The sequence below is a fragment of the Enterobacter asburiae genome (genome assembly GCF_001521715.1).
GTDB classification, from domain to species: domain Bacteria; phylum Pseudomonadota; class Gammaproteobacteria; order Enterobacterales; family Enterobacteriaceae; genus Enterobacter; species Enterobacter asburiae.
On record NZ_CP011863.1, the window covers coordinates 2,009,687 to 2,033,038 of the forward strand.

A 23,352-nucleotide genomic window follows, 5' to 3' on the forward strand; every position below is an offset into this window, starting at 1 on the left:
ATGAGTCAACGTTATTTTTTGCATCCCTGGATCGTTTGCTGAAAATTACGGCGAAACGATCACTGATCAAGCAAATCCCCGCGCGCAGCGTTCAAATATTGCAGCATGGACCACAGCGTCAGCACTGCCGCTACCCACAGCAGACCAATTCCCGCCCATTCAACCCAGGCGTTCGGACGCCAGAGCATCCAGACCAGCGCCGCCATCTGCGCCGTCGTTTTGACTTTACCAATCCACGAGACCGCCACGCTGCTGCGTTTACCCAGTTCCGCCATCCACTCGCGCAGCGCAGAGATAATGATCTCACGGCCGATCATGGTTGCTGCGGGCAGCGTTACCCACCAGGTGTGATAGTGCTCGGCCACCAGCACCATGGCGATAGCGACCATCACTTTGTCTGCCACCGGATCGAGGAAGGCACCGAAACGGGTGCTTTGATTCCAGCGACGGGCCAGATAGCCATCAAACCAGTCGGTGACCGCCGCGATCAGAAAGAGCAATGCGCAGGCGAAAGGTGCCCAGACGACCGGCAGGTAAAACGCCAGTACAAAGAACGGGATGAGTACAACACGAAAGAGAGTGAGCAACGTAGGGATATTAAATTGCATAATGACGGTAACTGTTTGTTGTCAGTAAAATTTAGCTCTATGTTGCTACAGAGCCCTCAATGTTTCAACGAGTAGTAGATCTTTTCTGCCAGCCCTTGCGAAATACCCGGCACTTTTGCAATTTCCTCCATGCTGGCGTTGAGTAATCCTTGCAATCCGCCCATATATTTCAGCAGCATCTGCCGACGTTTTGGCCCCACGCCTTCGATCGTTTCCAGGCTACTGGTGTTTTTCACCTTCGCCCGTTTTTTGCGGTGACCGCTGATGGCATGATCGTGTGATTCATCGCGAATATGCTGGATGACGTGCAGCGCCGGGGAGTCCGGCGGCAGGCTGAAGCCCTCGCCTTCCGGCTCGAAGAACAATGTCTCCAGACCGGCCTTACGGTCGGCCCCTTTTGCGACGCCCAGCAGCAGCGGATGGTTTTTATCCCAGCTGACATCAAGCGATTCAAATACCGCTTTTGCCTGGCCAAGCTGCCCTTTCCCGCCGTCAATCAGGATCACATCCGGGATTTTGCTCTCTTCTATGGCTTTACCATAGCGACGACGCAGCACCTGATTCATGGCCGCATAGTCATCGCCCGGCGTGATCCCGGTGATGTTATAGCGGCGATATTCGGCGCGCAGTGGGCCATTCGCATCAAATACCACGCACGACGCCACCGTCTGTTCCCCCATCGTGTGACTGATGTCGAAACACTCCATACGTTTCACTTCCGGAAGCTTCAGCAGCGTCGCCAGGGCCGCTAAGCGCTGGTGCACCGTCGACTGCTGCGACAGCTTAGTGGTGAGTGCCGTCGCCGCGTTGGTTCGCGCCAGCTTCAGATAACGCGCGCGATCGCCGCGCGGTTTGGTTTGTACATTCACCCGACGGCCCGCCAGTTCAGAGAGCGAATCGGCCAGCAGGGTTTTATCGTCAAGATTAAAATCGAGCAGGATCTCAGAAGGCAGGGTGCGCATCTGGCTTCCCTGCAGATAGAACTGGCCGACAAAGGTTTCAACCACTTCACCCAGTTCAGTACCGCCGGGTACTTTCGGGAAATAGCTGCGGCTGCCGAGCACTTTGCCCTGGCGAATAAACAGCACGTGCACGCAGGCCATCCCGGCGTCAAAGGCTACGCCGATGACGTCGAGATCGTCACCGGTATTCGAGACAAACTGTTTCTCAGTGACTCTGCGCACCGCCTGGATTTGGTCGCGGATCCGCGCGGCCTCTTCGAACTCGAGTGCGGCGCTGGCTTTTTCCATACGCGCGATCAGCTGCGTTAAGACCTGATCGTCTTTTCCGGCTAAGAACAGGCGCACATAATCCACCTGCTGGGCATACTCTTCTTCACTTACCAGCCCTTCCACGCAGGGCCCCAGGCAGCGTCCAATCTGGTACTGCAGGCACGGGCGCGAGCGGTTACGGTAAACGCTGTTTTCACACTGGCGGATCGGGAAGATTTTTTGCAGCAGCGCCAGCGTTTCTCGCACGGCATAGCCGTTAGGGAACGGCCCGAAATATTCGCCCTTGGCGTGTTTTGCACCGCGGTGCATGGCGAGGCGCGGATGAGTGTCGCCGCTCAGAAAAATAAACGGGTAGGATTTATCATCACGCAGCAGGACGTTATAGCGCGGCTGGTAGAGCTTTATATAGTTGTGCTCAAGCAGCAGCGCTTCTGTCTCGGTGTGCGTGACGGTGACATCAATATTTTGAATGAGTGAGACCAGCGCTTCTGTCTTACGGGAGGCCAGGTTGCTGCGAAAATAGCTGGAGAGACGTTTTTTAAGATCTTTTGCCTTCCCCACGTAGATAACCGTACCGCCAGCGTCATACATGCGATAGACGCCAGGCTGGCTGGTTACGGTTTTCAGAAATGCTTTTGAATCGAACACATCACTCACTGACTTAACAACGTCTCCGCATTACACAAACCGTGCCGGATGGCCAGGTGCGTCAGTTCAACGTCGCCATGAATGTTCAGTTTACTGAACATCCGGTAACGATAGCTGTTCACCGTTTTCGGGCTGAGATTCAGCTGTTCCGAGATCTCATTCACCTTCTGACCTTTGGTGATCATCAGCATAATCTGCAATTCACGCTCGGACAAACTGGCAAACGGTGATTCGGTTTTCTCGGGCTCGATCTGACTCAGCGCCATCTGTTGAGCAATGTCGGACGCTATGTAGCGCTGTCCGGCAAACACGGAACGGATTGCATTGACGACTTCCTGCGGCGCAGCACCTTTACTCAGGTAGCCCGCTGCGCCCGCCTGCATCACTTTCGCGGGCAGTGGGTTTTCGGTATGCACGGTCAGCATGATGACTTTTGTATCAACAAAGGTACGTGCGATTTTGCGTGTTGCTTCAAGACCACCGATACCGGGCATATTCATATCCATCAGTACCACATCGGCCGAGTTTGTGCGGCACCATTTTACCGCATCTTCGCCGCAGCACGCCTCACCGGCAACTTTAATACCTTTAATATCTTCAAGAATGCGTCGTATCCCTGCGCGCACCAGTTCGTGGTCATCAACAAGAAGGACGTTGATCAAAGGAAATGTCTCCAGAATAGGGATAACGCTACTGAGTGATAATTTGGTTTATATTAAGGAAGGTGCGAACAAGTCCCTGATATGAGATCATGTTTGTCATCTGGAGCCATGGAACAGGGTTCATCATGAGTCATCAACTTACCTTCGCCGACAGTGAATTCAGCAGTAAGCGCCGTCAGACCAGAAAAGAGATTTTCTTGTCCCGCATGGAGCAGATTCTGCCATGGCAAAACATGGTGGAAGTCATCGAGCCGTTTTACCCCAAGGCTGGTAATGGCCGGCGACCTTATCCGCTGGAAACCATGCTACGCATTCACTGCATGCAGCATTGGTACAACCTGAGCGATGGCGCGATGGAAGATGCTCTGTACGAAATCGCCTCCATGCGTCTGTTTGCCCGGTTATCCCTGGATAGCGCCTTGCCGGACCGCACCACCATCATGAATTTCCGCCACCTGCTGGAGCAGCATCAACTGGCCCGCCAATTGTTCAAGACCATCAATCGCTGGCTGGCCGAAGCAGGCGTCATGATGACTCAAGGCACCTTGGTCGATGCCACCATCATTGAGGCACCCAGCTCGACCAAGAACAAAGAGCAGCAACGCGATCCGGAGATGCATCAGACCAAGAAAGGCAATCAGTGGCACTTTGGCATGAAGGCCCACATTGGTGTCGATGCCAAGAGTGGCCTGACCCACAGCCTAGTCACCACCGCGGCCAACGAGCATGACCTCAATCAGCTGGGTAATCTGCTGCATGGAGAGGAGCAATTTGTCTCAGCCGATGCCGGCTACCAAGGGGCGCCACAGCGCGAGGAGCTGGCCGAGGTGGATGTGGACTGGCTGATCGCCGAGCGCCCCGGCAAGGTAAGAACCTTGAAACAGCATCCACGCAAGAACAAAACGGCCATCAACATCGAATACATGAAAGCCAGCATCCGGGCCAAGGTGGAGCACCCATTTCGCATCATCAAGCGACAGTTCGGCTTCGTGAAAGCCAGATACAAGGGGTTGCTGAAAAACGATAACCAACTGGCGATGTTATTCACGCTGGCCAACCTGTTTCGGGCGGACCAAATGATACGTCAGTGGGAGAGATCTCACTAAAAACTGGGGATAACACCTTAAATGGCGAAGAAACGGTCTAAATAGGCTGATTCAAGGCATTTACGGGAGAAAAAATCGGCTCAAACATGAAGAAATGAAATGACTGAGTCAGCCGAGAAGAATTTCCCCGCTTATTCGCACCTTCCCTAGTTCCCGATATACCTCATCGGTACTCGTCAATTCCTGAAACCGGAGTGAGCAATCCCGTCGCCAGGTGAAAAAGTCTGAATCCTTCATACTTACTAAATGAAGCCTCTGAAAAGATAATCATTATTATGGTGAATATAACCTAACACATAAATCTTTTTTCTAACTACAAAATATCGGCATTAGCACAATTAACTTTACTATTGATAAGGTTTATCCGGGCCGGATGGAATAAAAAAGCAAACGACTGCCCCCGAAGGGAGAATAATTTGCTCCAGCCTAAATTTCTGGAGCAAATTAGTGCAAAAATTCTACTGCATAAGGAATTTTTCAAGGAACTGACGGGTTCTCGGCTGTTGAGGGTTAGCGAACAGGCTTTTCGCCGGCCCCTGCTCCACAATCCGCCCCTGATCCATGAAGATGGCTCTGTCAGCAACATCGCGTGCAAAGCTCATTTCATGCGTCACGATCACCATCGTCCGTTTTTCCTGCGCCAGCTGGCGAATGGTGTTCAGCACCTCACCCACCAGTTCCGGATCGAGCGCAGAGGTCGGTTCATCAAAAAGGATCACGTCCGGGCGCATAGCCAGCGCGCGCGCTATCGCCACGCGCTGCTGTTGCCCTCCCGACAGACGGCGCGGATAGCTGGTCTCTTTCCCCGCCAGCCCGACTTTAGCGAGCAGTTCGCGCGCGCGCGCCGTCGCGTCCTCTTTCGATTCACCTTTTACAATGACCGGTCCTTCAATAATGTTCTCCAGCACCGTACGGTGCGGGAAGAGATTAAAGTTCTGGAAAACGAAGCCGACATGCTGGCGCAGGCGGCGAATTAACCCTTTCTGCTGGCTAATGGATTTCCCGGTATCAATCGTTATCTCCCCTACCCGAATGGTGCCGCCTTCCGGCTGTTCAAGCAGGTTAATACTGCGCAGCAGCGTCGTTTTTCCCGAACCGCTTGGTCCGATAATCGCCACCACTTCACCCTGCTCTACTTCAAGATCGATCCCGTGGAGCACCGTTTGACCGTGGAATTTTTTCACCAGGTTTTTGACGTCGATAGCACTCATTTTGGATCACGCTCCTGGCGGTTAAGCTGGTTTTCGAAGTAGTTTTGCAGAGCAGACAGCACCGTCGCCATCACCCAGTAAATCAGCGAGGCGGCCAGATACATGGTAAAGACTTCAAGCGTGCGCGAAGTAATGAGCTGCGCCTGACGGAACAGTTCCGGTACCTGAATCGTTGCCGCCAAGGACGTATCTTTCACCAGGCTAATGAAGCTGTTGCTCAGCGGTGGAAGCGCCACGCGTGCCGCCTGCGGCAGAATGGCCCGACGCAGCGTCTGCCATGGCGTCATCCCGATACTGGCAGCCGCCTCCCACTGCCCTTTGTCAATGGAGGAGATCGCCGCTCGCAGGGTTTCTGACGTGTACGCCGCGGTATTGAGCGACAGACCAATCATCGCTGCGGGGATCGGATCCAGCTCGATACCAAACTGCGGCAAGCCGTAGTAGATCATAAAGAGCTGGGCGATAAGCGGCGTGCCGCGAAATACAGAGATATAAAAGCGCGCCAGCCAGCGTACCGGCAGGATGGGTGACATGCGCATTAATGCCAGCACAAATCCCAGCACCAGCCCGAAGAACATCCCGCCGATACTGAGCTGTAACGTAAATACCGCCCCTTTCAGCAGATACGGCAGAGAATCAATAACCAGTTGAATACTTTCTTGCATTATTATTTTTCGACCTGATTTTTAGACATGAGGATGGTAGGCAAACAGCGCAGGCGCCCCGCCGGTATGGACAAATAAGATCGGCCCTTCATCCTTAAAGCGTTTCTGCGCAATGCCATCAATCAGTCCGGCCATCGCTTTGCCGGTATAGACCGGATCGAGCAGTATCCCCTCGAGGCGAGCCAGCAGCTTCACCGCTTCCATGCCCTCTTCGTTAGGCGTGCCGTAACCAGGCGCAAAATAGTCGTCCCAGAGCAGAATGTCGGCCTTTGCCTTCAGCTCCAGCTGCTCGGCTACCGCCTGCTGTAAAGTGACCACTTTCGGCTTCTGCTCGGCGACGCTGCGGGACACCGTCACGCCAATCAGCTCGACGTCCGGCAGCAGTTGTTCCAGCCCCACCGCCAGCCCGGCATGCGTGCCGGCACTGCCGGACGCAACAACCACGGAGGAGAGGCTTACCGCGCCTTCGCACTGCTGCGCGATTTCCAGCGCACTCTCCACATACCCCAGCGCGCCCATCGCGTTCGAACCGCCGACGGGGACAACGTAGGGGCGGAACCCCTGCGCTTCCAGACGCGTCGCCAGCTCGTCGAGCTGGGCGGTCGGGTCGGTCAACGCCTCGACCATTTCGACCTGCACGTTAAACAGGTCCAGCAGCAGGCGGTTGCCGTTGGTGAGATAGTTTTCTGCCCGCGTGCCAATCGGGTTTTCCAGCAATGCCACGCAGTGGAGCCCGAGCTTTGCCGCCACTGCCGCCGTCTGACGAACGTGGTTTGACTGGATAGCCCCGGCGGTAATGAGCGTATCCGCGCCTTCGCGCAGTGCATCAGCCGCCAGAAACTCCAGCTTGCGCAGCTTATTGCCCCCCATCGCCATCGGCGTCACGTCGTCACGCTTGATAAAAATATCGCGCCCTAAATAATCAGAAAATCGCGGCAGATACTCCAGCGGCGTCGGCGCGCCGATGAACTCCAGGCGGGGAAAGCGCGTTAAATTCTGTAGTGACATGGGTTCTCCGGTAACTCTGACAAAATGTGATATTTTGCATTATGCACGCAGACGCGAAAGAAATAAAAAAGGCGCTTTTAAAAGCGCCTTTTTTTACGGCAGAAACTTATTTCGTGACGTCTGCACCGAACCACTTCTCGGAGAGCGCTTTCAGGCTACCGTCTTTTTGCATGTCAGCAATCGCGGAATCAATCGCTTTGACCAGGTCTTCGTTACCTTTACGAACGGCAACGCCTGATTCCTGACGAGAGAACGCATCACCCGCTACCGCCAGGGTATTGTTGGTTTTCTTCACCAGATCCAGCGCGGCCAGGCGGTCAACCAGAATGGCGTCGATACGGCCCACGCGCAGATCCTGGTATTTCGTCGGGTCATCATCATAGGTGCGGATATCCACGCCCTGCACGTTCTGGCGCAGCCACTCTTCGTAGTTGGTACCCAGACCGACGCCGACTTTCTTCCCTTTCAGGTCCGCGGCAGTTTTAATTCCGCCTTCGTTGCCTTTCTTCACCAGCGCCTGAATACCGGACACGGTGTACGGCGTAGAGAAGTCATATTTCTTCTTACGCTCGTCAGAAATGGTTACCTGATTAATCACCACATCAATACGTTTGGAATCCAGCGACGCCAGCATACCGTCCCATTTGGTCGGTTTCAGTGACGCTTTAACACCGAGGTGCTTCGCCAGCTCTTCAGCAAACTCCACCTCAAAACCGGTCAGCTTACCGTCATCGCCCTGGAAGCTGAACGGAGGATAGGTTCCTTCCAGCCCGACCAGCAGCGTACCGCGCTCTTTTACTTTATTCAGCAGGTTTTCTGCGGCGAACGTTTTCACGCTCATACCCGCAACCAGCGCAACGGCCATAACACCCATCAGCGCCTGACGACCCAGAAGTGCAAATTTCATAAATACCCCGATATAGTGGAATTTTTACGTAGTGTAGAGAAATCGCCTGCAACGTCAAAGGCGACTGCGCTACATCTTATTCTTTTTTAATATATATCAGAAGTTGTTCCGGCGTGGGCTTTCTGCTTTATGGCACCCGGCATTTGTACCTTGTATTGAGCATACTTGCGCAGCGCAATTCGGTAGTTGTTGGTGCTGGTTGCAGGCAGCCACGGCTCGAGATTTTCATCCAGATAACCGGTTTTCAGCAGATCGCGAGAAATATTGTTTACGGTCAGATGTTGCCCAAGGCGGCGCAGGCGAACGACATATTCGCGAACGGTGCCGTGGCTCATTTCCGTTTGTTCAAACAGGAACTGCTTGAAGCCGATAATATCGAAGAAGTCGCTTTGCTCTTTGCAGTGGAGATCCCCACAGAAACGGCAAAGCGCCACTCACTCTTTTTGCTCTTCGAGCCATGCTGCTTCGTCCATCAACGTGTCGAGACGCGAAATCGCAATCTTATTGACGATTTCGCCCCGGCGAACCAGCGTGATACGATCGAGTAACTTGTTACAGTGGGCGCAATGCGTCTGGCTGTGTTTAAAGTCTTTCAGGTAGCGGCTTAAAGGCCGTCTTTTAGATTGCTGCACCGTCATGATAACTCCTGGTTGTCAATACGTTGTGCGGCATTTTCAAGGTGAATCAATCACCTATAACTTACCCAGCTTGGTTCGTAAGCGTTTAATGGCCTGGCTGTGCAGCTGGCTCACCCGCGACTCTCCCACCTCCAGAACAGCGCCAATCTCTTTGAGGTTAAGCTCTTCCTGGTAATAAAGGGTCAATACCAGCTGTTCGCGTTCAGGCAGAGCTTCAATAGCCTCCATGACGCGCTGGCGTAAATTCCCTTCCATTAAATGGTGTAACGGGTTTTCCTGTTGGTGCTCGTCCGTCACCAGCTCGATGCTATCGCCATGCTCTTCGCGCCACTCGTCATAAGAGAAGAGTTGGCTATTATTGGTATCGAGCAACATCTGACGATACTCTTCAACAGCAATGCCAAGACGTTCCGCCACTTCGGTTTCCGTTGCGTTACGTCCCAGTTCCTGTTCCAGCTGCCCCATCGCATGCGCCACTTCGCGCGCGTTGCGGCGAACACTGCGCGGCACCCAGTCGCGGCTGCGCAGCTCGTCCAGCATCGCACCACGAATACGCTGAACTGCGTAAGTCGTAAATGCCGTTCCTTGCAGAGCGTCGTATCGGTCAACTGCATTTAATAACCCGATACCGCCCGCCTGTAGCAGATCGTCGAGTTCCACGCTCGCCGGCAAGCGCACCTGGAGGCGCAATGCTTCGTGACGCACCAGCGGGACATAACGCTGCCACAGCGAGTGTTTATCCATTACACCTTCAGCGGTATAGAGTGAATTCACGATAAACAGCCCTGCGTTAGTTGAGTTATCGGCATGATTATCCGATTCTGCAGGGCGTTCAATTGGATGAAAAAGGGGGATAAAGTGAGGTTATTCTGAGGTTGCCCACAACAGGGGCAACTTTTCTGGCTAAATTAACAGTTGTAACAATGAAAGATCGTCGCCCAGTTTGACGCTATCTATATGTTGATGAAAGAGCTTTCCCGCTTCCTGATTATGCTGGCTAAGGGAGTGGAAGCTGTAAATAACATCAATAATATTATCTTGTTCAATTTTCCCCGCCACGATCGCCTGACCGGCAAGTAACGTTTTAAGGAAATAGAACTCCGCGACGATTAAATAAAGGTTATTCAACATGCTGCGGCCATTGTTCTGCGGGAAGCCCTGCTCCCACAGTTTGTATTTAAAAAAGTTCTTAAATAAATGGTCATTGGTCGCCAGGTAACTGCCCGCCACATCGCGCCAGACGGACTCGATGTTCTCCATGACCTTCTCTGCCGGCACGGTGTCACCCGCAGACTCAAATTCTTGATAAAGTTGGGTAAAATAACGGTTTAATACCGCACCGCCGCGGGCTGTCGCTTTCTTCGTGAAGTAGCTCTGGATGAGCGAAATTAACGCGAATTTCAGGCTGTAGTTCTGATTAAATCCGCCTAATTCCGTTTTGATTTTACCGCTCACCAGCTCGTTAACCAGCGAGAAATAGACCGTTTCGAGCGTGCCGATATTCTCTTCGAGATTATCGAGCTTTTCAGCCACCATGAGGAATTTCACCACGGCGTAAACCTGTTCTTCAACGCTGACGCCCTCAACGCTGAAAATATTCTGGCAGAAGAGATTGATGACCTTTGCCTTCAAATCAATCATCGGCGCATTATTGACGTCCTGCTGGACGCTAATGGATTCCATCATCGACATAGACTCTCGATCGTTCAACAGAAGTCGGGTCACTTCCGGACACGAGAGGTTCAGCGATTTTTCGATTTCATTTTTATAGACCCGGTTTGTCCGCGGGAACGACGAACAGGTTGGGCTTAAGGCCTGGGCACCCATGGCGCTATGAATAGAACAGAGTTTTTCCGTATCCATAAACGGGCAGTTTTTACTTTCCGTATGGAAAATCACTTCGCCCCAGTTGCCATACTGCTTTTTGGTGACTTTTATCGCCGTTTTCGCCGTCTGACGAATGGCGGCATTTTTACTGTTCAGGTAGCGATTAACGGAGGATTTATCAAATGCGATGGTCCAGCCCTGACAACAATGTTCACGGCATTCCCCACCGACACATGAAAAATCTGCGACCAGCTTTGGTTGAGTGACACTGATTTGTTTCACAGGCGGATTCTCAAATAGCAGAGATAAAAAAACCCCGCCGAAGCGGGGTTTCACGCGTAATATTAACGCAGCAGAGACAGAACGGTCTGTGGAACCTGGTTTGCCTGAGACAGAACAGAAGTACCAGCCTGCTGCAGGATCTGCGCGCGGGACATGTTGGAAACTTCAGTTGCGTAGTCAGCGTCCTGGATACGGGACTGAGCAGCAGACAGGTTGTTAGAGGTGTTGTTCAGGTTGTTGATTGCAGAAGTGAAACGGTTCTGCACAGCACCCAGACCAGAACGTGCTTTATCAACGGTAGCGATAGCTTTGTCGATGGTGTTCAGGTCGGTAGCGGTCATTGCTTTCAGGTCGATAGCGTTCACGCCCAGAGTAGTAGAGTCAGCTTTAGCGCCGCTCAGATCCAGGTTGATGGTGTCGCCGTCGTTAACGCCAACCTGAATTTTAACCACACCAGCAGTACCTGCAGTGCCGTCCAGCAGTTTGATGCCGTTGAAGTCAGTTTTGCCCGCAACGCGGTCGATTTCAGCCAGACGAGCGGTAACTTCATCCTGCAGAGAAGCCAGGTCAGATGCGCTGTTGGTGCCGTTGCTTGCCTGAACAGCCAGTTCACGAACACGCTGCAAGTTGTTGTTGATTTCGTTCAGAGAACCTTCAGCAGTCTGCGCCATGGAGATACCGTCGTTGGCGTTACGCGCTGCCTGAGTCATCCCTTTGATCTGAGCGGTCATGCGGTTTGCAATCGCCTGGCCAGCAGCATCGTCTTTCGCGCTGTTAATACGCAGACCGGAAGACAGACGCTCGATAGCAGTGCCCAGAGAAGACTGAGATTTGTTCAGGTTGTTCTGAGTGGTCAGGGACAACAGGTTAGTATTGATAACTGCCATAATTTTGTTTCCTTCAAAAATTGGGTTTTAGGTCCGGTGCCTAACACTCACAGCGTCTCTCACCGTCAACAAGGTTATCGACGGGTCCCCAAAAGACTTTAGAATCAATTTTGAAAAAATTATAACCCACTGATTATTGATGATTTTATTTTTAAAAAATCAATTAAGGTCTGCCAGAGGCTTATTATTTACGCTTTTTTAACGCTCAAAGAGATGACAAAAAAGGCACACACTTTTTCATGTTTTCAATGCGCTGATAATGACACTAAAGTGCAATCCTTTCATTTACCCCGCCAGGACGCGTCTATTCTTTGGATTATTTTTTTCTCATCATCGTAAACTTTTACTTTAAGAGGCCGATAAGAGTCCTGAACTACTTTCGTATTTAAGGAAAATATGCATGGCTACTATCAGTAACCTCGGGATAGGTTCTGCAGGACTCGGGGATTTATATAATCAGTTGGAAGCGGCAGAGAAAACGAAGCTGACGACGATTACTTCCCAGCAATCAACGTATAACGCACAGTTAAGCGCTTACGGCAAACTGCAGAGCGCCATGACATCGCTGCAGACTGCCACCGCTGCACTGGGTAAAGCAACCACCTGGAACTCAACGTCCGTTAGCAGCACCAACACGGCCTTTACCGCCACGACAACGGCTGACGCGTCCGTGGGTTCCTTTGTTGTCAACGTTAACCAGGTTGCAAAGGCACAAGCACTCACTACCGGCTCTTATGCAAACAACACGGATCTGCTGGGCGATACGACAGGTACAACGCGTAAAATCACCATCACCCAGCCGGGTACCAAAACGCCTTTAGAGGTCACCCTGGCGGATGGCGATACGTCTCTGGCCGGGATCGCGAGCGCCATTAATAAAGCGAACGGCAACGTCACCGCCAGCGTCATTAAAGCGAAAGACGGTGATTACCGCCTGATGCTGTCATCTAAAACCACCGGTACGGATGGTGCGATGACCATCAACGTTACCGGCGACGCCAAGCTGCAAAGCGCCATTGGTTATGATTCAACCACCAAAACGGGCGCGCTGACGGTGAACACCGACGCGCAGAACGCGATTGTGGTGGTGAACAACATCTCCATCGAGCGCCAGTCGAATACCATTACCGATGCGCTGCCTGGGGTGACCTTCTCGGTGAAGGCCGAGAGCAAAGCCGATGAAACTCTTGAGGTTTCACGCGCAACGGATGCTAACCAGAAGGCGATCACCGACTGGGTCACGGCGTATAACTCGCTGCAGTCCACCATTAACAGCCTGACGAAGTATGTTCCGGTTGATGCAGGCGCCGGCAGCCAGTCTACCAGCAACGGTGCGCTGGTCGGTGATGCGAACGTGCGCGGGGTTCAGTCCCAGCTGCGCGGCCTGCTGACCGAAGTGCAGACCGGCTCCATTCAGATCATGGCCCAGCTGGGGATCACCCAGGGCCCGGTGAAAGGCGCGGACGGTACCGTCGGTAACCTGAAAGTCGACACCGATAAGCTGAAAAAAGCGCTGACCGACAACCCGAACGCCGTACAGCAGTATTTTGTCGGTGACGGAAAGAAAACCGGTATGGCGACCCAGATGAACAACACGCTGACCACCATGCTCAGCACCAGTACCGGCAGCGCCGGGGTGATCCAGAACGCGAAAGACGGGATCAACAAAACGCTGAAAACGCTGGGTGAACGTTACGATGCCATGGATGCTCAAATTGAAGCCACCATGGCGCGTTACAAAACCCAGTTCACCAGTCTGGACGTATTAGTCACCAAAATGACCAGTACAGCCAACTACCTGACCCAACAGTTCTCACAAAAGTAGTCGTAGCCTTCAGGAGTGGATATGTATAAGACCTCTGGTGTTCAATCCTATCAGCAGATAGGAGTAGAAAGCGCAGTTATGAATGCCAGTCCACACCAGCTGATTGTCATGTTGTTCGACGGGGCGCATAGCGCCCTTGTTCGCGCGCGTTTGTTCATGGAAGCCGGACAAATTCGTGAGAAAGGCGAAGCCTTATCCAAAGCCATCAACATCATCGACAACGGTTTGAAAGCAGGACTGAACATGGAGGTTGAGAGCGAATTGTCCGGTAATCTTGCCTCCTTGTACGAATATATGGTTCGACGTTTGTTGCTGGCGAATGTCAGTAACGACGTAGACGCAATTGTTGAAGTCGAGGGTTTATTAAACAACATTGCGGATGCGTGGAAGCAAATCGGCCCCAATGCGTCCTCTATTTCAGGATAATTTTGATGAATAATCCCAGCGCAGCGCTTAGCCACTGGCAGGCGCTACATGCTCAGAGCATTGCTATGCTAAATCTCGCACATTCTGGTCAATGGGATGCGCTTATCGAGCAGGAAATGCATTACGTTCAACTGGTGGAAAAGATTTCTCAAACGCCCATCATGTCATGCCCTCCGGCTCAGGTTGAGCAAGCGCGTGCGCTGCTGGAAATGATCCTTGAAAATGAGAATGCGCTAAAGGCACTGCTGAAAGTCCGCATGGACGAACTGCGCAATCTGATTGATCAAACCGGTAAACAGCAATCCATCACGTCTACCTATGGAAAGCTGTCAGGGAATATTCTTTATCCAGAAAGTTTTACCCGCGACACACAACTATGATTTCTTCATCCATACTCCAGAAGTCTGCCAATGGCTTCTGGAGCAAGGATGATGAAAAACCCCACCCTGTTACAATGTTTTCACTGGTACTACCCTGCTGGCGGTGAATTGTGGCGAGAGGTCACGGCGTTAGCTCCCAATCTTAACGAAATCGGCATCAACATGATCTGGCTGCCGCCCGCCTGTAAAGGGGCATCCGGCGGGTATTCCGTCGGCTATGACACCTATGACCTGTTCGATCTTGGTGAGTTTGACCAGAAAGGCAGTATCGCCACGAAATACGGCGACAAGGCGCAGTTGCTGGAGGCCATTGATGCCCTCAAAAGCAACGACATTGCCGTGCTGCTGGACGTGGTGGTCAACCACAAAATGGGCGCCGATGAAAAAGAGCCCGTGCGCGTTCAGCGCGTGAACGAACAGGACCGCACGCAAATCGATGACGAGGTCATTGAATGTGAAGCCTGGACTCGCTACACCTTCCCTGCCCGGGCCGGGCAGTACTCACAGTTTATCTGGGACTACAAATGCTTCAGCGGCGTTGACCATATTGAAAACCCCGATGAAGACGGCATCTTTAAAATCGTCAACGACTACACCGGCGAAGGCTGGAACGATCAGGTTGATGATGAGATGGGTAACTTCGATTATCTGATGGGCGAAAATATCGATTTTCGCAATCACGCCGTGACCGAAGAGATCAAATACTGGGCCCGCTGGGTCATGGAACAGACGGGCTGCGACGGTTTTCGTCTGGACGCCGTGAAACATATTCCCGCCTGGTTTTACAAAGAGTGGATTGAGCACGTCCAGGAAGTCGCCGACCAGCCGCTGTTTATCGTGGCGGAATACTGGTCCCATGAGGTGGATAAACTTCAGGCCTATATTGACCAGGTCGAAGGCAAAACCATGCTGTTTGATGCCCCTCTGCAGATGAAATTCCACGAGGCGTCACGTCAGGGCCGGGATTACGACATGAGCCAAATCTTCACCGGCACCCTGGTAGAAGCCGATCCCTTTCATGCGGTCACCCTCGTCGCGAACCATGACACCCAGCCTTTGCAGGCGCTTGAAGCACCGGTCGAAGCCTGGTTTAAACCGCTGGCCTACGCGCTGATCCTGCTGCGGGAAAATGGCGTGCCGAGCGTCTTTTATCCGGATCTCTTCGGCGCCAGCTATGACGACGCGGGAGGAGACGGTGAAACGTACCATATTGATATGCCGGTGATTGAGCAGCTTCACGAGCTGATCCTCGCGCGCCAGCGTTTTGCCCACGGCGTGCAAACGCTGTTTTTCGACCATCCAAACTGCATCGCCTTCAGCCGCAGCGGCACCGATGACGATCCCGGCTGCGTGGTGGTGATGTCGAACGGGGATGATGGTGAAAAAGTGATTTGTCTTGGGGAAAACTACGGCAACAAAACGTGGCGGGATTTTCTCGGCAATCGCGAAGAAACCATCACCACTGCGGCGGATGGCGAAGGGACGTTTACCTGTAATGGAGGGAGCGTCAGCGTTTGGGTGATAGAGGATGCACTATAGAACGGGAAACGTGCGGCCTGATGCCCTCACCCCGTCCCTCTCCCACAGGGAGAGGGCGCAAACACCAAAAACGGCAACGAGGTTGCCGTTTTGCGTTTACCCTTAGGGTAGCTTACTCTCCAGCGGATTCTTGCTCAGATAATCGGCACACTCAACCGTTGGGCGGTCGACCTTCTGCAGCTCCAGCCCGTCATACTCAAGCGTCGAGCCATCACGCTCCAGCGGATAGATATCCAGCTTACGCGTCACGTTGTAATAACTGTCTGAACGCAGCATGATTTTACCCGGCACGGCAATCACGCGCTGCCACTGACGGCAGTCCAGCGTATCGCCCTCTTCCGTCACCACCAGCGTGGCAATCGCCTTCGGGCTGACCATGTTGCTCTGCGGCCCTTTCGACTGCCAGTATCCCGCCAGATGCGCCGGGACAGGGTGCTTGATCACGTCGTTATAGTTATCGACCTGAACGCACCCGGTCAGTGCCAGCAGCGCGCCAGCAATTGCTATTTTTTTCATCATCTTTCCTGCATTCGAAGAAAAAAATATTGTGGCATTAAAGCGCAGCGGCTGCCAGCGAAGATCGACAGGTCTTTAACCTGCATACAAATGATAAGAGCGAACATTTTTCATAATCGACAAAGGCCTGGTCGACATTCATGATCGTCGAGTACGAGCTGTCCATTGGAATGAGCTGGACGGTTGGACGCAGCTGCAGGCGTTCAACTCTGAACTCCCCTTCCATCGCGGTGATGACAATATCACTATGCTCAGCAGTTCGGGAGCTGTCCACCAGCAGCTGGTCACCGTTGGAGCCCAGCCTCAATCATCGTGTCGCCAGCAGCTTTAACAATAAACGACAAGCCTGATGGGACAAAAGCAACTCATTAAGATCAATGCGCTGCTCTACTTAGTCGGCTGCAGGACTGAGAAAACCACACTGCACTAAGCCGTAAAAAAAACGGGATAGCAATAATTCCGCGTAATTCTGCCGGTCTGAAGAACTCCATGACGCATACCCAAACACTGGTTTTATGCGCAGCGCTTTTAACTAGAGTACTGATAAAGTTTGCCGTTCGTATCTGAATGGCTACATCTTAACCATTTCGTTTCTAAGCCTGTAACACTATTTGGTGTTTGGTGTGTGAAAATTTCAGAATAAAAAGCGTCAATTGCTCACGTTGAATACTCAATGCAGAGATTTTGGTCAGAAGAAACCGAGGGGATAGTGTATGTAACAACATCAATAAGACCAACGTCACCTTATTCATTGCCATCTATTGTCTCACCTTCATCAGTAATGAACGCTTCACCGGCCCAATATGCGCGCAGCTCACGGCCACTAAACCAGATGAGCAGTGAGCTCTACTACCGCAACGAAGACTGTGTATGTCTGCTGTGCGTGGCATGATCATTCATAAAATCAATTGTATAAATACGCTGCGTAGTTAAACATGAGGGTCGATCAAGTGAATGCCAGATGCTACACTTCGGACTTTTCCGAATTTGCTGATTTCTCAAATGTTCAAGTTATTCGCTAAGTACACATCAATAGGTGTAATAAACACGCTTATTCACTGGGTCGTCTTTGCTGTATGCATATACGCATTCCACACAGGACAGGCGCTTGGCTGATCTTGACCCTCCATCTCCGGACAGCTTTTGTATCTTAAGTTAACGATGTCCGCTGCCGCCGGTATTCCCTCGGGGAGTGATATCCCAGCGCGCTGTGCGGGTGGTTTTCATTGTAATGCGTGAACGCTACTGCAAGGTTTCGCAGTGCTGTTCTCACATCCGGTTTTGGCATGAACGCGATATAGTCTTCTTTCATCGTTTTCACGAACCGTTCGGCCATGCCATTACTCTGCGGGCTGCTCACCGCTGTTGTGCAGGGCTCCAGATTCAGCTCTCTCGCGAACCTCCGCGTTTCATACGCGGTATACGCTGAACCGTTATCCGTCAGCCACTGCACTGGTGTTTCCGGTAGCCTGTCGCCGAAGCGCTTTTCCACCGACCTCAGCATCACATCCTGCACGGTCGAACTGTCATAGCCTCCCGTGCTTGCTGCCCAGTCTATGGCCTCACGGTCGCAGCAGTCCAGCGCGAACGTTACCCGCAGTTTTTCGCCGTTGTCGCAGCCGAACTCGAAGCCATCTGAACACCAGCGCATATCGCTTTCTGCCACCGCTATCTTGCCCTTATGTTCACGCTTCGGTCGCTCTGGTTTGTCATGCAACAACAACAGGTTATGCTCGCTCATTATCCTGTAAAGCCGTTTGGCGTTCACAGGTGGCTGTCCCTCTGTGCGACGTTGCTTGCGCAGGATGCCCCACACGCGTCGATAACCATAACTCGGCATATCGCTGATGATGTCGAGGATAGCCGACAGTATTTCTTCGTCTGCTTCGTCATTACGCCGGTTACAGCGCCTGTCCTGCCAGTCGGCAGAACGGTTAATCCGCAGTGACAGCTGCGCACGCGACACGCCCATGGTGCGGCTGACCAGGGCTATTCCCCGTCCTTTGGCAACAAGGGCGCGTGCGCTATCCATTTTCGCGACTGGCCGTACTCCACGGCTTCTTTCAGGATCTCAACTTCCATCGTCTTCTTGCCCAGAAGGCGCTGAAGTTCCCGGACCTGCTTCAGAGCAGCAGTAAGCTCAGAAGCAGGAACGACTTCCTCTCCGGCCGCAACGGCGGTGAGGCTGCCTTCCTGATATTGCTTCTTCCACTTAAACAGCAGGCTGGGCTGGATACCATGCAGGCGGGCGACATGGGAGACATTCATGCCCGGCTCCATCGTCTGCTGGATAATGGCGATCTTCTCCTGAGGAGTTTTACGTTTACGGGCTTCTTGCCCTAACAGGATCCCGGTCATCTCAAAATTGGCGTTAGTGTTAGACATATATTCAAGCCTATCTCTTATCTGGAGATACAGCTACTGTCCGGTGTTTCAGGGGGCTACATCAGGACAGGCGCTTGGCAACTTTGCCGGATTCGTTGTCGCTGTGTCGTTCAGCTTCTTCGCCAATGCCAAATTCACTTTTAAATCTTCCACAACAACCATTCGCTACATGCTTTACGTGGGTTTTATGGGCTCATTGAGTGCCGCTTTTGGCTGGTGTGCAGACAAATCAGGCATGGCTCCTATCATCACATTAATCGTGTTCTCCGCCATCAGTCTGATGTGCGGGTTTGTATATTCAAAGTTCGTTGTATTCAGGGATGCTAAGGAAGGTGCGAATAAGCGGGGAAATTCTTCTCGGCTGACTCAGTCATTTCATTTCTTCATGTTTGAGCCGATTTTTTCTCCCGTAAATGCCTTGAATCAGCCTATTTAGACCGTTTCTTCGCCATTTAAGGTGTTATCCCCAGTTTTTAGTGAGATCTCTCCCACTGACGTATCATTTGGTCCGCCCGAAACAGGTTGGCCAGCGTGAATAACATCGCCAGTTGGTTATCGTTTTTCAGCAACCCCTTGTATCTGGCTTTCACGAAGCCGAACTGTCGCTTGATGATGCGAAATGGGTGCTCCACCTTGGCCCGGATGCTGGCTTTCATGTATTCGATGTTGATGGCCGTTTTGTTCTTGCGTGGATGCTGTTTCAAGGTTCTTACCTTGCCGGGGCGCTCGGCGATCAGCCAGTCCACATCCACCTCGGCCAGCTCCTCGCGCTGTGGCGCCCCTTGGTAGCCGGCATCGGCTGAGACAAATTGCTCCTCTCCATGCAGCAGATTACCCAGCTGATTGAGGTCATGCTCGTTGGCCGCGGTGGTGACTAGGCTGTGGGTCAGGCCACTCTTGGCATCGACACCAATGTGGGCCTTCATGCCAAAGTGCCACTGATTGCCTTTCTTGGTCTGATGCATCTCCGGATCGCGTTGCTGCTCTTTGTTCTTGGTCGAGCTGGGTGCCTCAATGATGGTGGCATCGACCAAGGTGCCTTGAGTCATCATGACGCCTGCTTCGGCCAGCCAGCGATTGATGGTCTTGAACAATTGGCGGGCCAGTTGATGCTGCTCCAGCAGGTGGCGGAAATTCATGATGGTGGTGCGGTCCGGCAAGGCGCTATCCAGGGATAACCGGGCAAACAGACGCATGGAGGCGATTTCGTACAGAGCATCTTCCATCGCGCCATCGCTCAGGTTGTACCAATGCTGCATGCAGTGAATGCGTAGCATGGTTTCCAGCGGATAAGGTCGCCGGCCATTACCAGCCTTGGGGTAAAACGGCTCGATGACTTCCACCATGTTTTGCCATGGCAGAATCTGCTCCATGCGGGACAAGAAAATCTCTTTTCTGGTCTGACGGCGCTTACTGCTGAATTCACTGTCGGCGAAGGTAAGTTGATGACTCATGATGAACCCTGTTCCATGGCTCCAGATGACAAACATGATCTCATATCAGGGACTTGTTCGCACCTTCCCTAAATGAAAATTTCACTGGTCGTTCCAGTTTTTAATGAAGAGGATGCAATTCCGATTTTCTACAAAGCCGTGCGGGAGTTTGAAGAGCTCAAGCAACATGAAGTCGAGATAGTGTTCATTAATGACGGCAGCAAAGATAGTACAGAATCAATTATTAACGCACTTGCCCTTGCCGATCCGCTTGTAGTTCCACTGTCGTTCACTCGCAACTTTGGTAAAGAGCCTGCGCTGTTCGCAGGTCTGGACCACGCTTCCGGAGAAGCGATTATTCCAATTGATGTTGATCTTCAGGACCCAATCGAAGTCATTCCACATCTGATAGAGAAGTGGCAGGCCGGAGCAGATATGGTGCTTGCCAAACGCTCTGATCGCTCTACAGATGGCCGTCTGAAGCGTAAGACCGCTGAGTGGTTTTATAAGCTACATAACAAAATCAGCAACCCGCAAATCGAAGAGAATGTTGGAGACTTCCGCCTGATGTCCCGCGAGGTCGTGGAAAATATTCAGCTCATGCCAGAGCGCAACTTGTTCATGAAGGGCGTGCTGAGTTGGGTCGGCGGGCGTACTGATGTCGTGGAGTATGCACGTGCTGAGCGCGTTGCCGGCAGCACTAAATTTAACGGCTGGAAACTGTGGAACCTTGCACTTGAGGGAATAACAAGTTTCTCTACTTTCCCTTTAAGGGTTTGGATGTATATAGGCTTCATAATTGCATCTATTTCTTTCTTATACGGCGCATGGATGACTTTGCAAACATTAATTATAGGCAATCCGATAAAAGGGTATACATCCCTGTTGGTATCCATCCTATTTATCGGCGGCGTTCAATTAATCGGCATAGGTGTTTTAGGGAAGGTGCGAATAAGCGGGGAAATTCTTCTCGGCTGACTCAGTCATTTCATTTCTTCATGTTTGAGCCGATTTTTTCTCCCGTAAATGCCTTGAATCAGCCTATTTAGACCGTTTCTTCGCCATTTAAGGTGTTATCCCCAGTTTTTAGTGAGATCTCTCCCACTGACGTATCATTTGGTCCGCCCGAAACAGGTTGGCCAGCGTGAATAACATCGCCAGTTGGTTATCGTTTTTCAGCAACCCCTTGTATCTGGCTTTCACGAAGCCGAACTGTCGCTTGATGATGCGAAATGGGTGCTCCACCTTGGCCCGGATGCTGGCTTTCATGTATTCGATGTTGATGGCCGTTTTGTTCTTGCGTGGATGCTGTTTCAAGGTTCTTACCTTGCCGGGGCGCTCGGCGATCAGCCAGTCCACATCCACCTCGGCCAGCTCCTCGCGCTGTGGCGCCCCTTGGTAGCCGGCATCGGCTGAGACAAATTGCTCCTCTCCATGCAGCAGATTACCCAGCTGATTGAGGTCATGCTCGTTGGCCGCGGTGGTGACTAGGCTGTGGGTCAGGCCACTCTTGGCATCGACACCAATGTGGGCCTTCATGCCAAAGTGCCACTGATTGCCTTTCTTGGTCTGATGCATCTCCGGATCGCGTTGCTGCTCTTTGTTCTTGGTCGAGCTGGGTGCCTCAATGATGGTGGCATCGACCAAGGTGCCTTGAGTCATCATGACGCCTGCTTCGGCCAGCCAGCGATTGATGGTCTTGAACAATTGGCGGGCCAGTTGATGCTGCTCCAGCAGGTGGCGGAAATTCATGATGGTGGTGCGGTCCGGCAAGGCGCTATCCAGGGATAACCGGGCAAACAGACGCATGGAGGCGATTTCGTACAGAGCATCTTCCATCGCGCCATCGCTCAGGTTGTACCAATGCTGCATGCAGTGAATGCGTAGCATGGTTTCCAGCGGATAAGGTCGCCGGCCATTACCAGCCTTGGGGTAAAACGGCTCGATGACTTCCACCATGTTTTGCCATGGCAGAATCTGCTCCATGCGGGACAAGAAAATCTCTTTTCTGGTCTGACGGCGCTTACTGCTGAATTCACTGTCGGCGAAGGTAAGTTGATGACTCATGATGAACCCTGTTCCATGGCTCCAGATGACAAACATGATCTCATATCAGGGACTTGTTCGCACCTTCCTTAGGTGAATATATAGGGCGAATCTATATTGAAACAAAAAAAAGACCGCGTTATTGTTTAAAACGGAATAAAGAAAAATGATTTCCAAAAATAATCTGTTAATTCTAAGTGTTATTTTTTTACTTATGTTGGTGCCATACCTACACACGCCAGTATTGTCAGACGATTATTATTATTATTTCCATGCAAGCTTGCATGAGCAAATTGGTCATTATTTAGTCTGGAGCGGAAGGCTGATTACTAACATATTTAGCTCGTATATGCTCAAATATGTCAATCATGACATCTATCAATCTTTGACAGCTGCTGCGCTAGTTGCCAGCGTTTATCTTATCGCAGCGATACCATCTGCATTATTTGTTGGTAAGCCTAAACCAAGCGCCATTTCGATAATAATTATTTTTTTATCTTTTTGGATATCAAATCCAGCCCTTGGCGAAACTTTTTTCTGGTTTGTTGGTGCGTCGAATTACTTATGGCCTATATTTTACATATCTTTATTTTTTGTTATTCTGGCTCGACAAAGAAAATCACACACATTACTTAGTTATTCTGGGGCTATTTTAGTTGGTTTTTTGGCAGGTTGCTCAAACGAAAACACGTGTATTGTTGCAACGATACTGACAATTTTATACTCTATTTGTTTTAGCCGCTTTAAACTGTCAGCACCATATTTGATTGGGATTATCTTAGGCTCTGCGGTACTTTTATTCAGCCCAGGCTCTGCCATCAGGTCGTCTTATTTTAAAGAGTGGCATTCATTAACATTAATAGAAAAACTTGATCAACATTTATTTGAAAGACTGCCTGCAGCGCTGGATAGCTTATGGCCAATATTTCTAATCATTATTTTCATTGCACTTTCATTTGGAGTGCTCAAAATAGAATCAAGGGCTTCATTAATTTGTGCACTAGGGAAGGTGCGAATAAGCGGGGAAATTCTTCTCGGCTGACTCAGTCATTTCATTTCTTCATGTTTGAGCCGATTTTTTCTCCCGTAAATGCCTTGAATCAGCCTATTTAGACCGTTTC

General features: G+C 51.5%; 20 protein-coding genes and 6 pseudogenes. 9 read left to right on the top strand and 17 right to left on the bottom strand.

The window, feature by feature from the left end; translation table 11 throughout:
• Window positions 1–59: 59 nt before the first annotated feature.
• The 3 genes from pgsA to uvrY are packed head-to-tail and all read right to left on the bottom strand — an operon-like array spanning window position 60 to window position 3,150.
• Window positions 60–608, bottom strand: coding sequence for a CDP-diacylglycerol--glycerol-3-phosphate 3-phosphatidyltransferase (pgsA, locus tag ACJ69_RS09915; RefSeq protein ID WP_023312285.1), 549 nt, complete (start codon window positions 606–608; stop codon window positions 60–62).
• Between the two features lie 56 nt (window positions 609–664).
• Window positions 665–2,497 (bottom strand): excinuclease ABC subunit UvrC, encoded by a 1,833-nt coding sequence (gene uvrC / locus ACJ69_RS09920; protein ID WP_029741944.1) that lies wholly within the window; start codon window positions 2,495–2,497, stop codon window positions 665–667.
• Window positions 2,494–3,150 (bottom strand): UvrY/SirA/GacA family response regulator transcription factor, encoded by a 657-nt coding sequence (uvrY, locus tag ACJ69_RS09925; protein WP_013096026.1) that lies wholly within the window; start codon window positions 3,148–3,150, stop codon window positions 2,494–2,496. Before uvrY ends, uvrC begins: the two co-directional genes overlap by 4 nt.
• 125 nt (window positions 3,151–3,275) lie before the next feature.
• On the opposite strand from uvrY, the gene ACJ69_RS09930 reads away from it, so the two are divergent.
• Window positions 3,276–4,256, top strand: a complete 981-nt coding sequence (locus ACJ69_RS09930) for an IS5-like element IS5 family transposase (protein WP_000019402.1) — start codon at window positions 3,276–3,278, stop codon at window positions 4,254–4,256.
• 147 nt (window positions 4,257–4,403) lie between these two features.
• On the opposite strand, the pseudogene ACJ69_RS25915 reads toward ACJ69_RS09930, so the two are convergent.
• The 9 genes and pseudogenes from ACJ69_RS25915 to ACJ69_RS09970 form a co-directional block, all read right to left on the bottom strand.
• A pseudogene (locus ACJ69_RS25915) lies at window positions 4,404–4,493 on the bottom strand (transcriptional regulator SdiA); the annotation flags it as partial.
• Between the two features lie 221 nt (window positions 4,494–4,714).
• Window positions 4,715–5,467, bottom strand: coding sequence for an L-cystine ABC transporter ATP-binding protein TcyN (tcyN, locus tag ACJ69_RS09935; RefSeq protein WP_023336161.1), 753 nt, complete (start codon window positions 5,465–5,467; stop codon window positions 4,715–4,717).
• On the bottom strand, window positions 5,464–6,132 hold the full coding sequence (gene tcyL / locus ACJ69_RS09940; protein WP_014884380.1) for a cystine ABC transporter permease: 669 nt from the start codon (window positions 6,130–6,132) through the stop codon (window positions 5,464–5,466). The genes tcyN and tcyL overlap by 4 nt, the downstream gene beginning before the upstream one ends.
• A gap of 21 nt (window positions 6,133–6,153) precedes the next feature.
• Window positions 6,154–7,140 carry a D-cysteine desulfhydrase gene (dcyD, locus tag ACJ69_RS09945; protein WP_059346978.1) on the bottom strand — a complete coding sequence of 329 codons (987 nt, stop codon included), beginning with the start codon at window positions 7,138–7,140 and terminating at the stop codon, window positions 6,154–6,156.
• Between the two features lie 106 nt (window positions 7,141–7,246).
• Entirely contained in the window at window positions 7,247–8,047 is an 801-nt protein-coding gene (gene tcyJ / locus ACJ69_RS09950) for a cystine ABC transporter substrate-binding protein (RefSeq protein ID WP_023336163.1), read from the bottom strand.
• An 86-nt stretch (window positions 8,048–8,133) separates the two neighbouring features.
• Window positions 8,134–8,685 (bottom strand): annotated as a pseudogene (gene fliZ / locus ACJ69_RS09955) (flagella biosynthesis regulatory protein FliZ).
• A gap of 54 nt (window positions 8,686–8,739) precedes the next feature.
• Window positions 8,740–9,459, bottom strand: coding sequence for an RNA polymerase sigma factor FliA (locus ACJ69_RS09960; protein WP_014170714.1), 720 nt, complete (start codon window positions 9,457–9,459; stop codon window positions 8,740–8,742).
• Between the two features lie 129 nt (window positions 9,460–9,588).
• Complete coding sequence (gene fliB, locus ACJ69_RS09965) at window positions 9,589–10,794, bottom strand: flagellin lysine-N-methylase (RefSeq protein ID WP_059346979.1); 1,206 nt, start codon at window positions 10,792–10,794, stop codon at window positions 9,589–9,591.
• A gap of 62 nt (window positions 10,795–10,856) precedes the next feature.
• Window positions 10,857–11,681, bottom strand: a complete 825-nt coding sequence (locus tag ACJ69_RS09970) for a flagellin N-terminal helical domain-containing protein (protein WP_023312294.1) — start codon at window positions 11,679–11,681, stop codon at window positions 10,857–10,859.
• Between the two features lie 400 nt (window positions 11,682–12,081).
• Here ACJ69_RS09970 and fliD point away from each other — a divergent pair, with 400 nt between their 5' ends.
• Genes fliD through amyA form a run of 4 tightly spaced genes read left to right on the top strand, consistent with a single transcriptional unit; the run spans window position 12,082 to window position 15,851 of the window.
• Window positions 12,082–13,506, top strand: coding sequence for a flagellar filament capping protein FliD (gene fliD / locus ACJ69_RS09975; RefSeq protein WP_059346980.1), 1,425 nt, complete (start codon window positions 12,082–12,084; stop codon window positions 13,504–13,506).
• A gap of 21 nt (window positions 13,507–13,527) precedes the next feature.
• Entirely contained in the window at window positions 13,528–13,932 is a 405-nt protein-coding gene (gene fliS, locus ACJ69_RS09980) for a flagellar export chaperone FliS (protein ID WP_023312296.1), read from the top strand.
• A gap of 5 nt (window positions 13,933–13,937) precedes the next feature.
• Window positions 13,938–14,312 (top strand): flagella biosynthesis regulatory protein FliT, encoded by a 375-nt coding sequence (gene fliT, locus ACJ69_RS09985; RefSeq protein WP_023312297.1) that lies wholly within the window; start codon window positions 13,938–13,940, stop codon window positions 14,310–14,312.
• Window positions 14,313–14,363: 51 nt separating this feature from the next.
• A complete protein-coding gene (gene amyA, locus ACJ69_RS09990) occupies window positions 14,364–15,851 on the top strand; it encodes an alpha-amylase (protein WP_059347827.1) in 1,488 nt (495 codons plus the stop codon).
• Between the two features lie 102 nt (window positions 15,852–15,953).
• On the opposite strand, the gene yedD is transcribed toward amyA, so the two are convergent.
• Both yedD and ACJ69_RS25720 read right to left on the bottom strand, forming a co-directional pair.
• Window positions 15,954–16,367: a lipoprotein YedD gene (gene yedD / locus ACJ69_RS09995; protein ID WP_023312299.1), complete on the bottom strand. Its 414-nt coding sequence runs from the start codon at window positions 16,365–16,367 to the stop codon at window positions 15,954–15,956.
• A 142-nt stretch (window positions 16,368–16,509) separates the two neighbouring features.
• Window positions 16,510–16,858 (bottom strand): annotated as a pseudogene (locus ACJ69_RS25720) (S24 family peptidase); the annotation flags it as partial.
• 511 nt (window positions 16,859–17,369) lie between these two features.
• Between ACJ69_RS25720 and ACJ69_RS24895 the strand changes: the two are divergent.
• Window positions 17,370–17,477, top strand: a pseudogene (locus tag ACJ69_RS24895) (GtrA family protein); the annotation flags it as partial.
• 40 nt (window positions 17,478–17,517) lie between these two features.
• Here the strand turns inward: ACJ69_RS24895 and ACJ69_RS10005 are convergent.
• Window positions 17,518–18,725 (bottom strand): IS3 family transposase gene (locus tag ACJ69_RS10005; protein WP_116799391.1). Its coding sequence is split into 2 segments (ribosomal slippage): window positions 17,518–18,404 and window positions 18,404–18,725, totalling 1,209 coding nucleotides; the frame shifts between segments, so codons are not numbered across the junction.
• A gap of 82 nt (window positions 18,726–18,807) precedes the next feature.
• Between ACJ69_RS10005 and ACJ69_RS25725 the strand changes: the two are divergent.
• A pseudogene (locus ACJ69_RS25725) lies at window positions 18,808–19,080 on the top strand (GtrA family protein); the annotation flags it as partial.
• A 145-nt stretch (window positions 19,081–19,225) separates the two neighbouring features.
• Here ACJ69_RS25725 and ACJ69_RS10020 read toward each other — a convergent pair.
• The gene (locus ACJ69_RS10020; RefSeq protein WP_000019402.1) at window positions 19,226–20,206 is read right to left on the bottom strand and encodes an IS5-like element IS5 family transposase; all 981 of its coding nucleotides are present in this window, start codon (window positions 20,204–20,206) and stop codon (window positions 19,226–19,228) included.
• Between the two features lie 72 nt (window positions 20,207–20,278).
• Here ACJ69_RS10020 and ACJ69_RS10025 point away from each other — a divergent pair.
• A pseudogene (locus tag ACJ69_RS10025) lies at window positions 20,279–21,130 on the top strand (glycosyltransferase family 2 protein); the annotation flags it as partial.
• Window positions 21,131–21,271: 141 nt separating this feature from the next.
• On the opposite strand, the gene ACJ69_RS10030 reads toward ACJ69_RS10025, so the two are convergent.
• On the bottom strand, window positions 21,272–22,252 hold the full coding sequence (locus tag ACJ69_RS10030; RefSeq protein ID WP_000019402.1) for an IS5-like element IS5 family transposase: 981 nt from the start codon (window positions 22,250–22,252) through the stop codon (window positions 21,272–21,274).
• A gap of 145 nt (window positions 22,253–22,397) precedes the next feature.
• On the opposite strand from ACJ69_RS10030, the gene ACJ69_RS25240 reads away from it, so the two are divergent.
• Window positions 22,398–23,273 (top strand): DUF6056 family protein, encoded by an 876-nt coding sequence (locus ACJ69_RS25240; RefSeq protein WP_153251372.1) that lies wholly within the window; start codon window positions 22,398–22,400, stop codon window positions 23,271–23,273.
• Window positions 23,274–23,352: the final 79 nt, after the last annotated feature.

What these genes read in the sequence shown, in the direction of transcription:
- pgsA (WP_023312285.1), bottom strand. Translation starts at nt 608, where the DNA reads ATGCAATTTAATATCCCTACGTTGCTCACTCTCTTTCGTGTTGTACTC.
- ACJ69_RS09930 (WP_000019402.1), top strand. Translation starts at nt 3,276, where the DNA reads ATGAGTCATCAACTTACCTTCGCCGACAGTGAATTCAGCAGTAAGCGC.
- tcyN (WP_023336161.1), bottom strand. Translation starts at nt 5,467, where the DNA reads ATGAGTGCTATCGACGTCAAAAACCTGGTGAAAAAATTCCACGGTCAA.
- tcyL (WP_014884380.1), bottom strand. Translation starts at nt 6,132, where the DNA reads ATGCAAGAAAGTATTCAACTGGTTATTGATTCTCTGCCGTATCTGCTG.
- dcyD (WP_059346978.1), bottom strand. Translation starts at nt 7,140, where the DNA reads ATGTCACTACAGAATTTAACGCGCTTTCCCCGCCTGGAGTTCATCGGC.
- tcyJ (WP_023336163.1), bottom strand. Translation starts at nt 8,047, where the DNA reads ATGAAATTTGCACTTCTGGGTCGTCAGGCGCTGATGGGTGTTATGGCC.
- ACJ69_RS09970 (WP_023312294.1), bottom strand. Translation starts at nt 11,681, where the DNA reads ATGGCAGTTATCAATACTAACCTGTTGTCCCTGACCACTCAGAACAAC.
- fliD (WP_059346980.1), top strand. Translation starts at nt 12,082, where the DNA reads ATGGCTACTATCAGTAACCTCGGGATAGGTTCTGCAGGACTCGGGGAT.
- fliS (WP_023312296.1), top strand. Translation starts at nt 13,528, where the DNA reads ATGTATAAGACCTCTGGTGTTCAATCCTATCAGCAGATAGGAGTAGAA.
- fliT (WP_023312297.1), top strand. Translation starts at nt 13,938, where the DNA reads ATGAATAATCCCAGCGCAGCGCTTAGCCACTGGCAGGCGCTACATGCT.
- amyA (WP_059347827.1), top strand. Translation starts at nt 14,364, where the DNA reads ATGAAAAACCCCACCCTGTTACAATGTTTTCACTGGTACTACCCTGCT.
- yedD (WP_023312299.1), bottom strand. Translation starts at nt 16,367, where the DNA reads ATGAAAAAAATAGCAATTGCTGGCGCGCTGCTGGCACTGACCGGGTGC.
- ACJ69_RS10020 (WP_000019402.1), bottom strand. Translation starts at nt 20,206, where the DNA reads ATGAGTCATCAACTTACCTTCGCCGACAGTGAATTCAGCAGTAAGCGC.
- ACJ69_RS10030 (WP_000019402.1), bottom strand. Translation starts at nt 22,252, where the DNA reads ATGAGTCATCAACTTACCTTCGCCGACAGTGAATTCAGCAGTAAGCGC.
- ACJ69_RS25240 (WP_153251372.1), top strand. Translation starts at nt 22,398, where the DNA reads ATGATTTCCAAAAATAATCTGTTAATTCTAAGTGTTATTTTTTTACTT.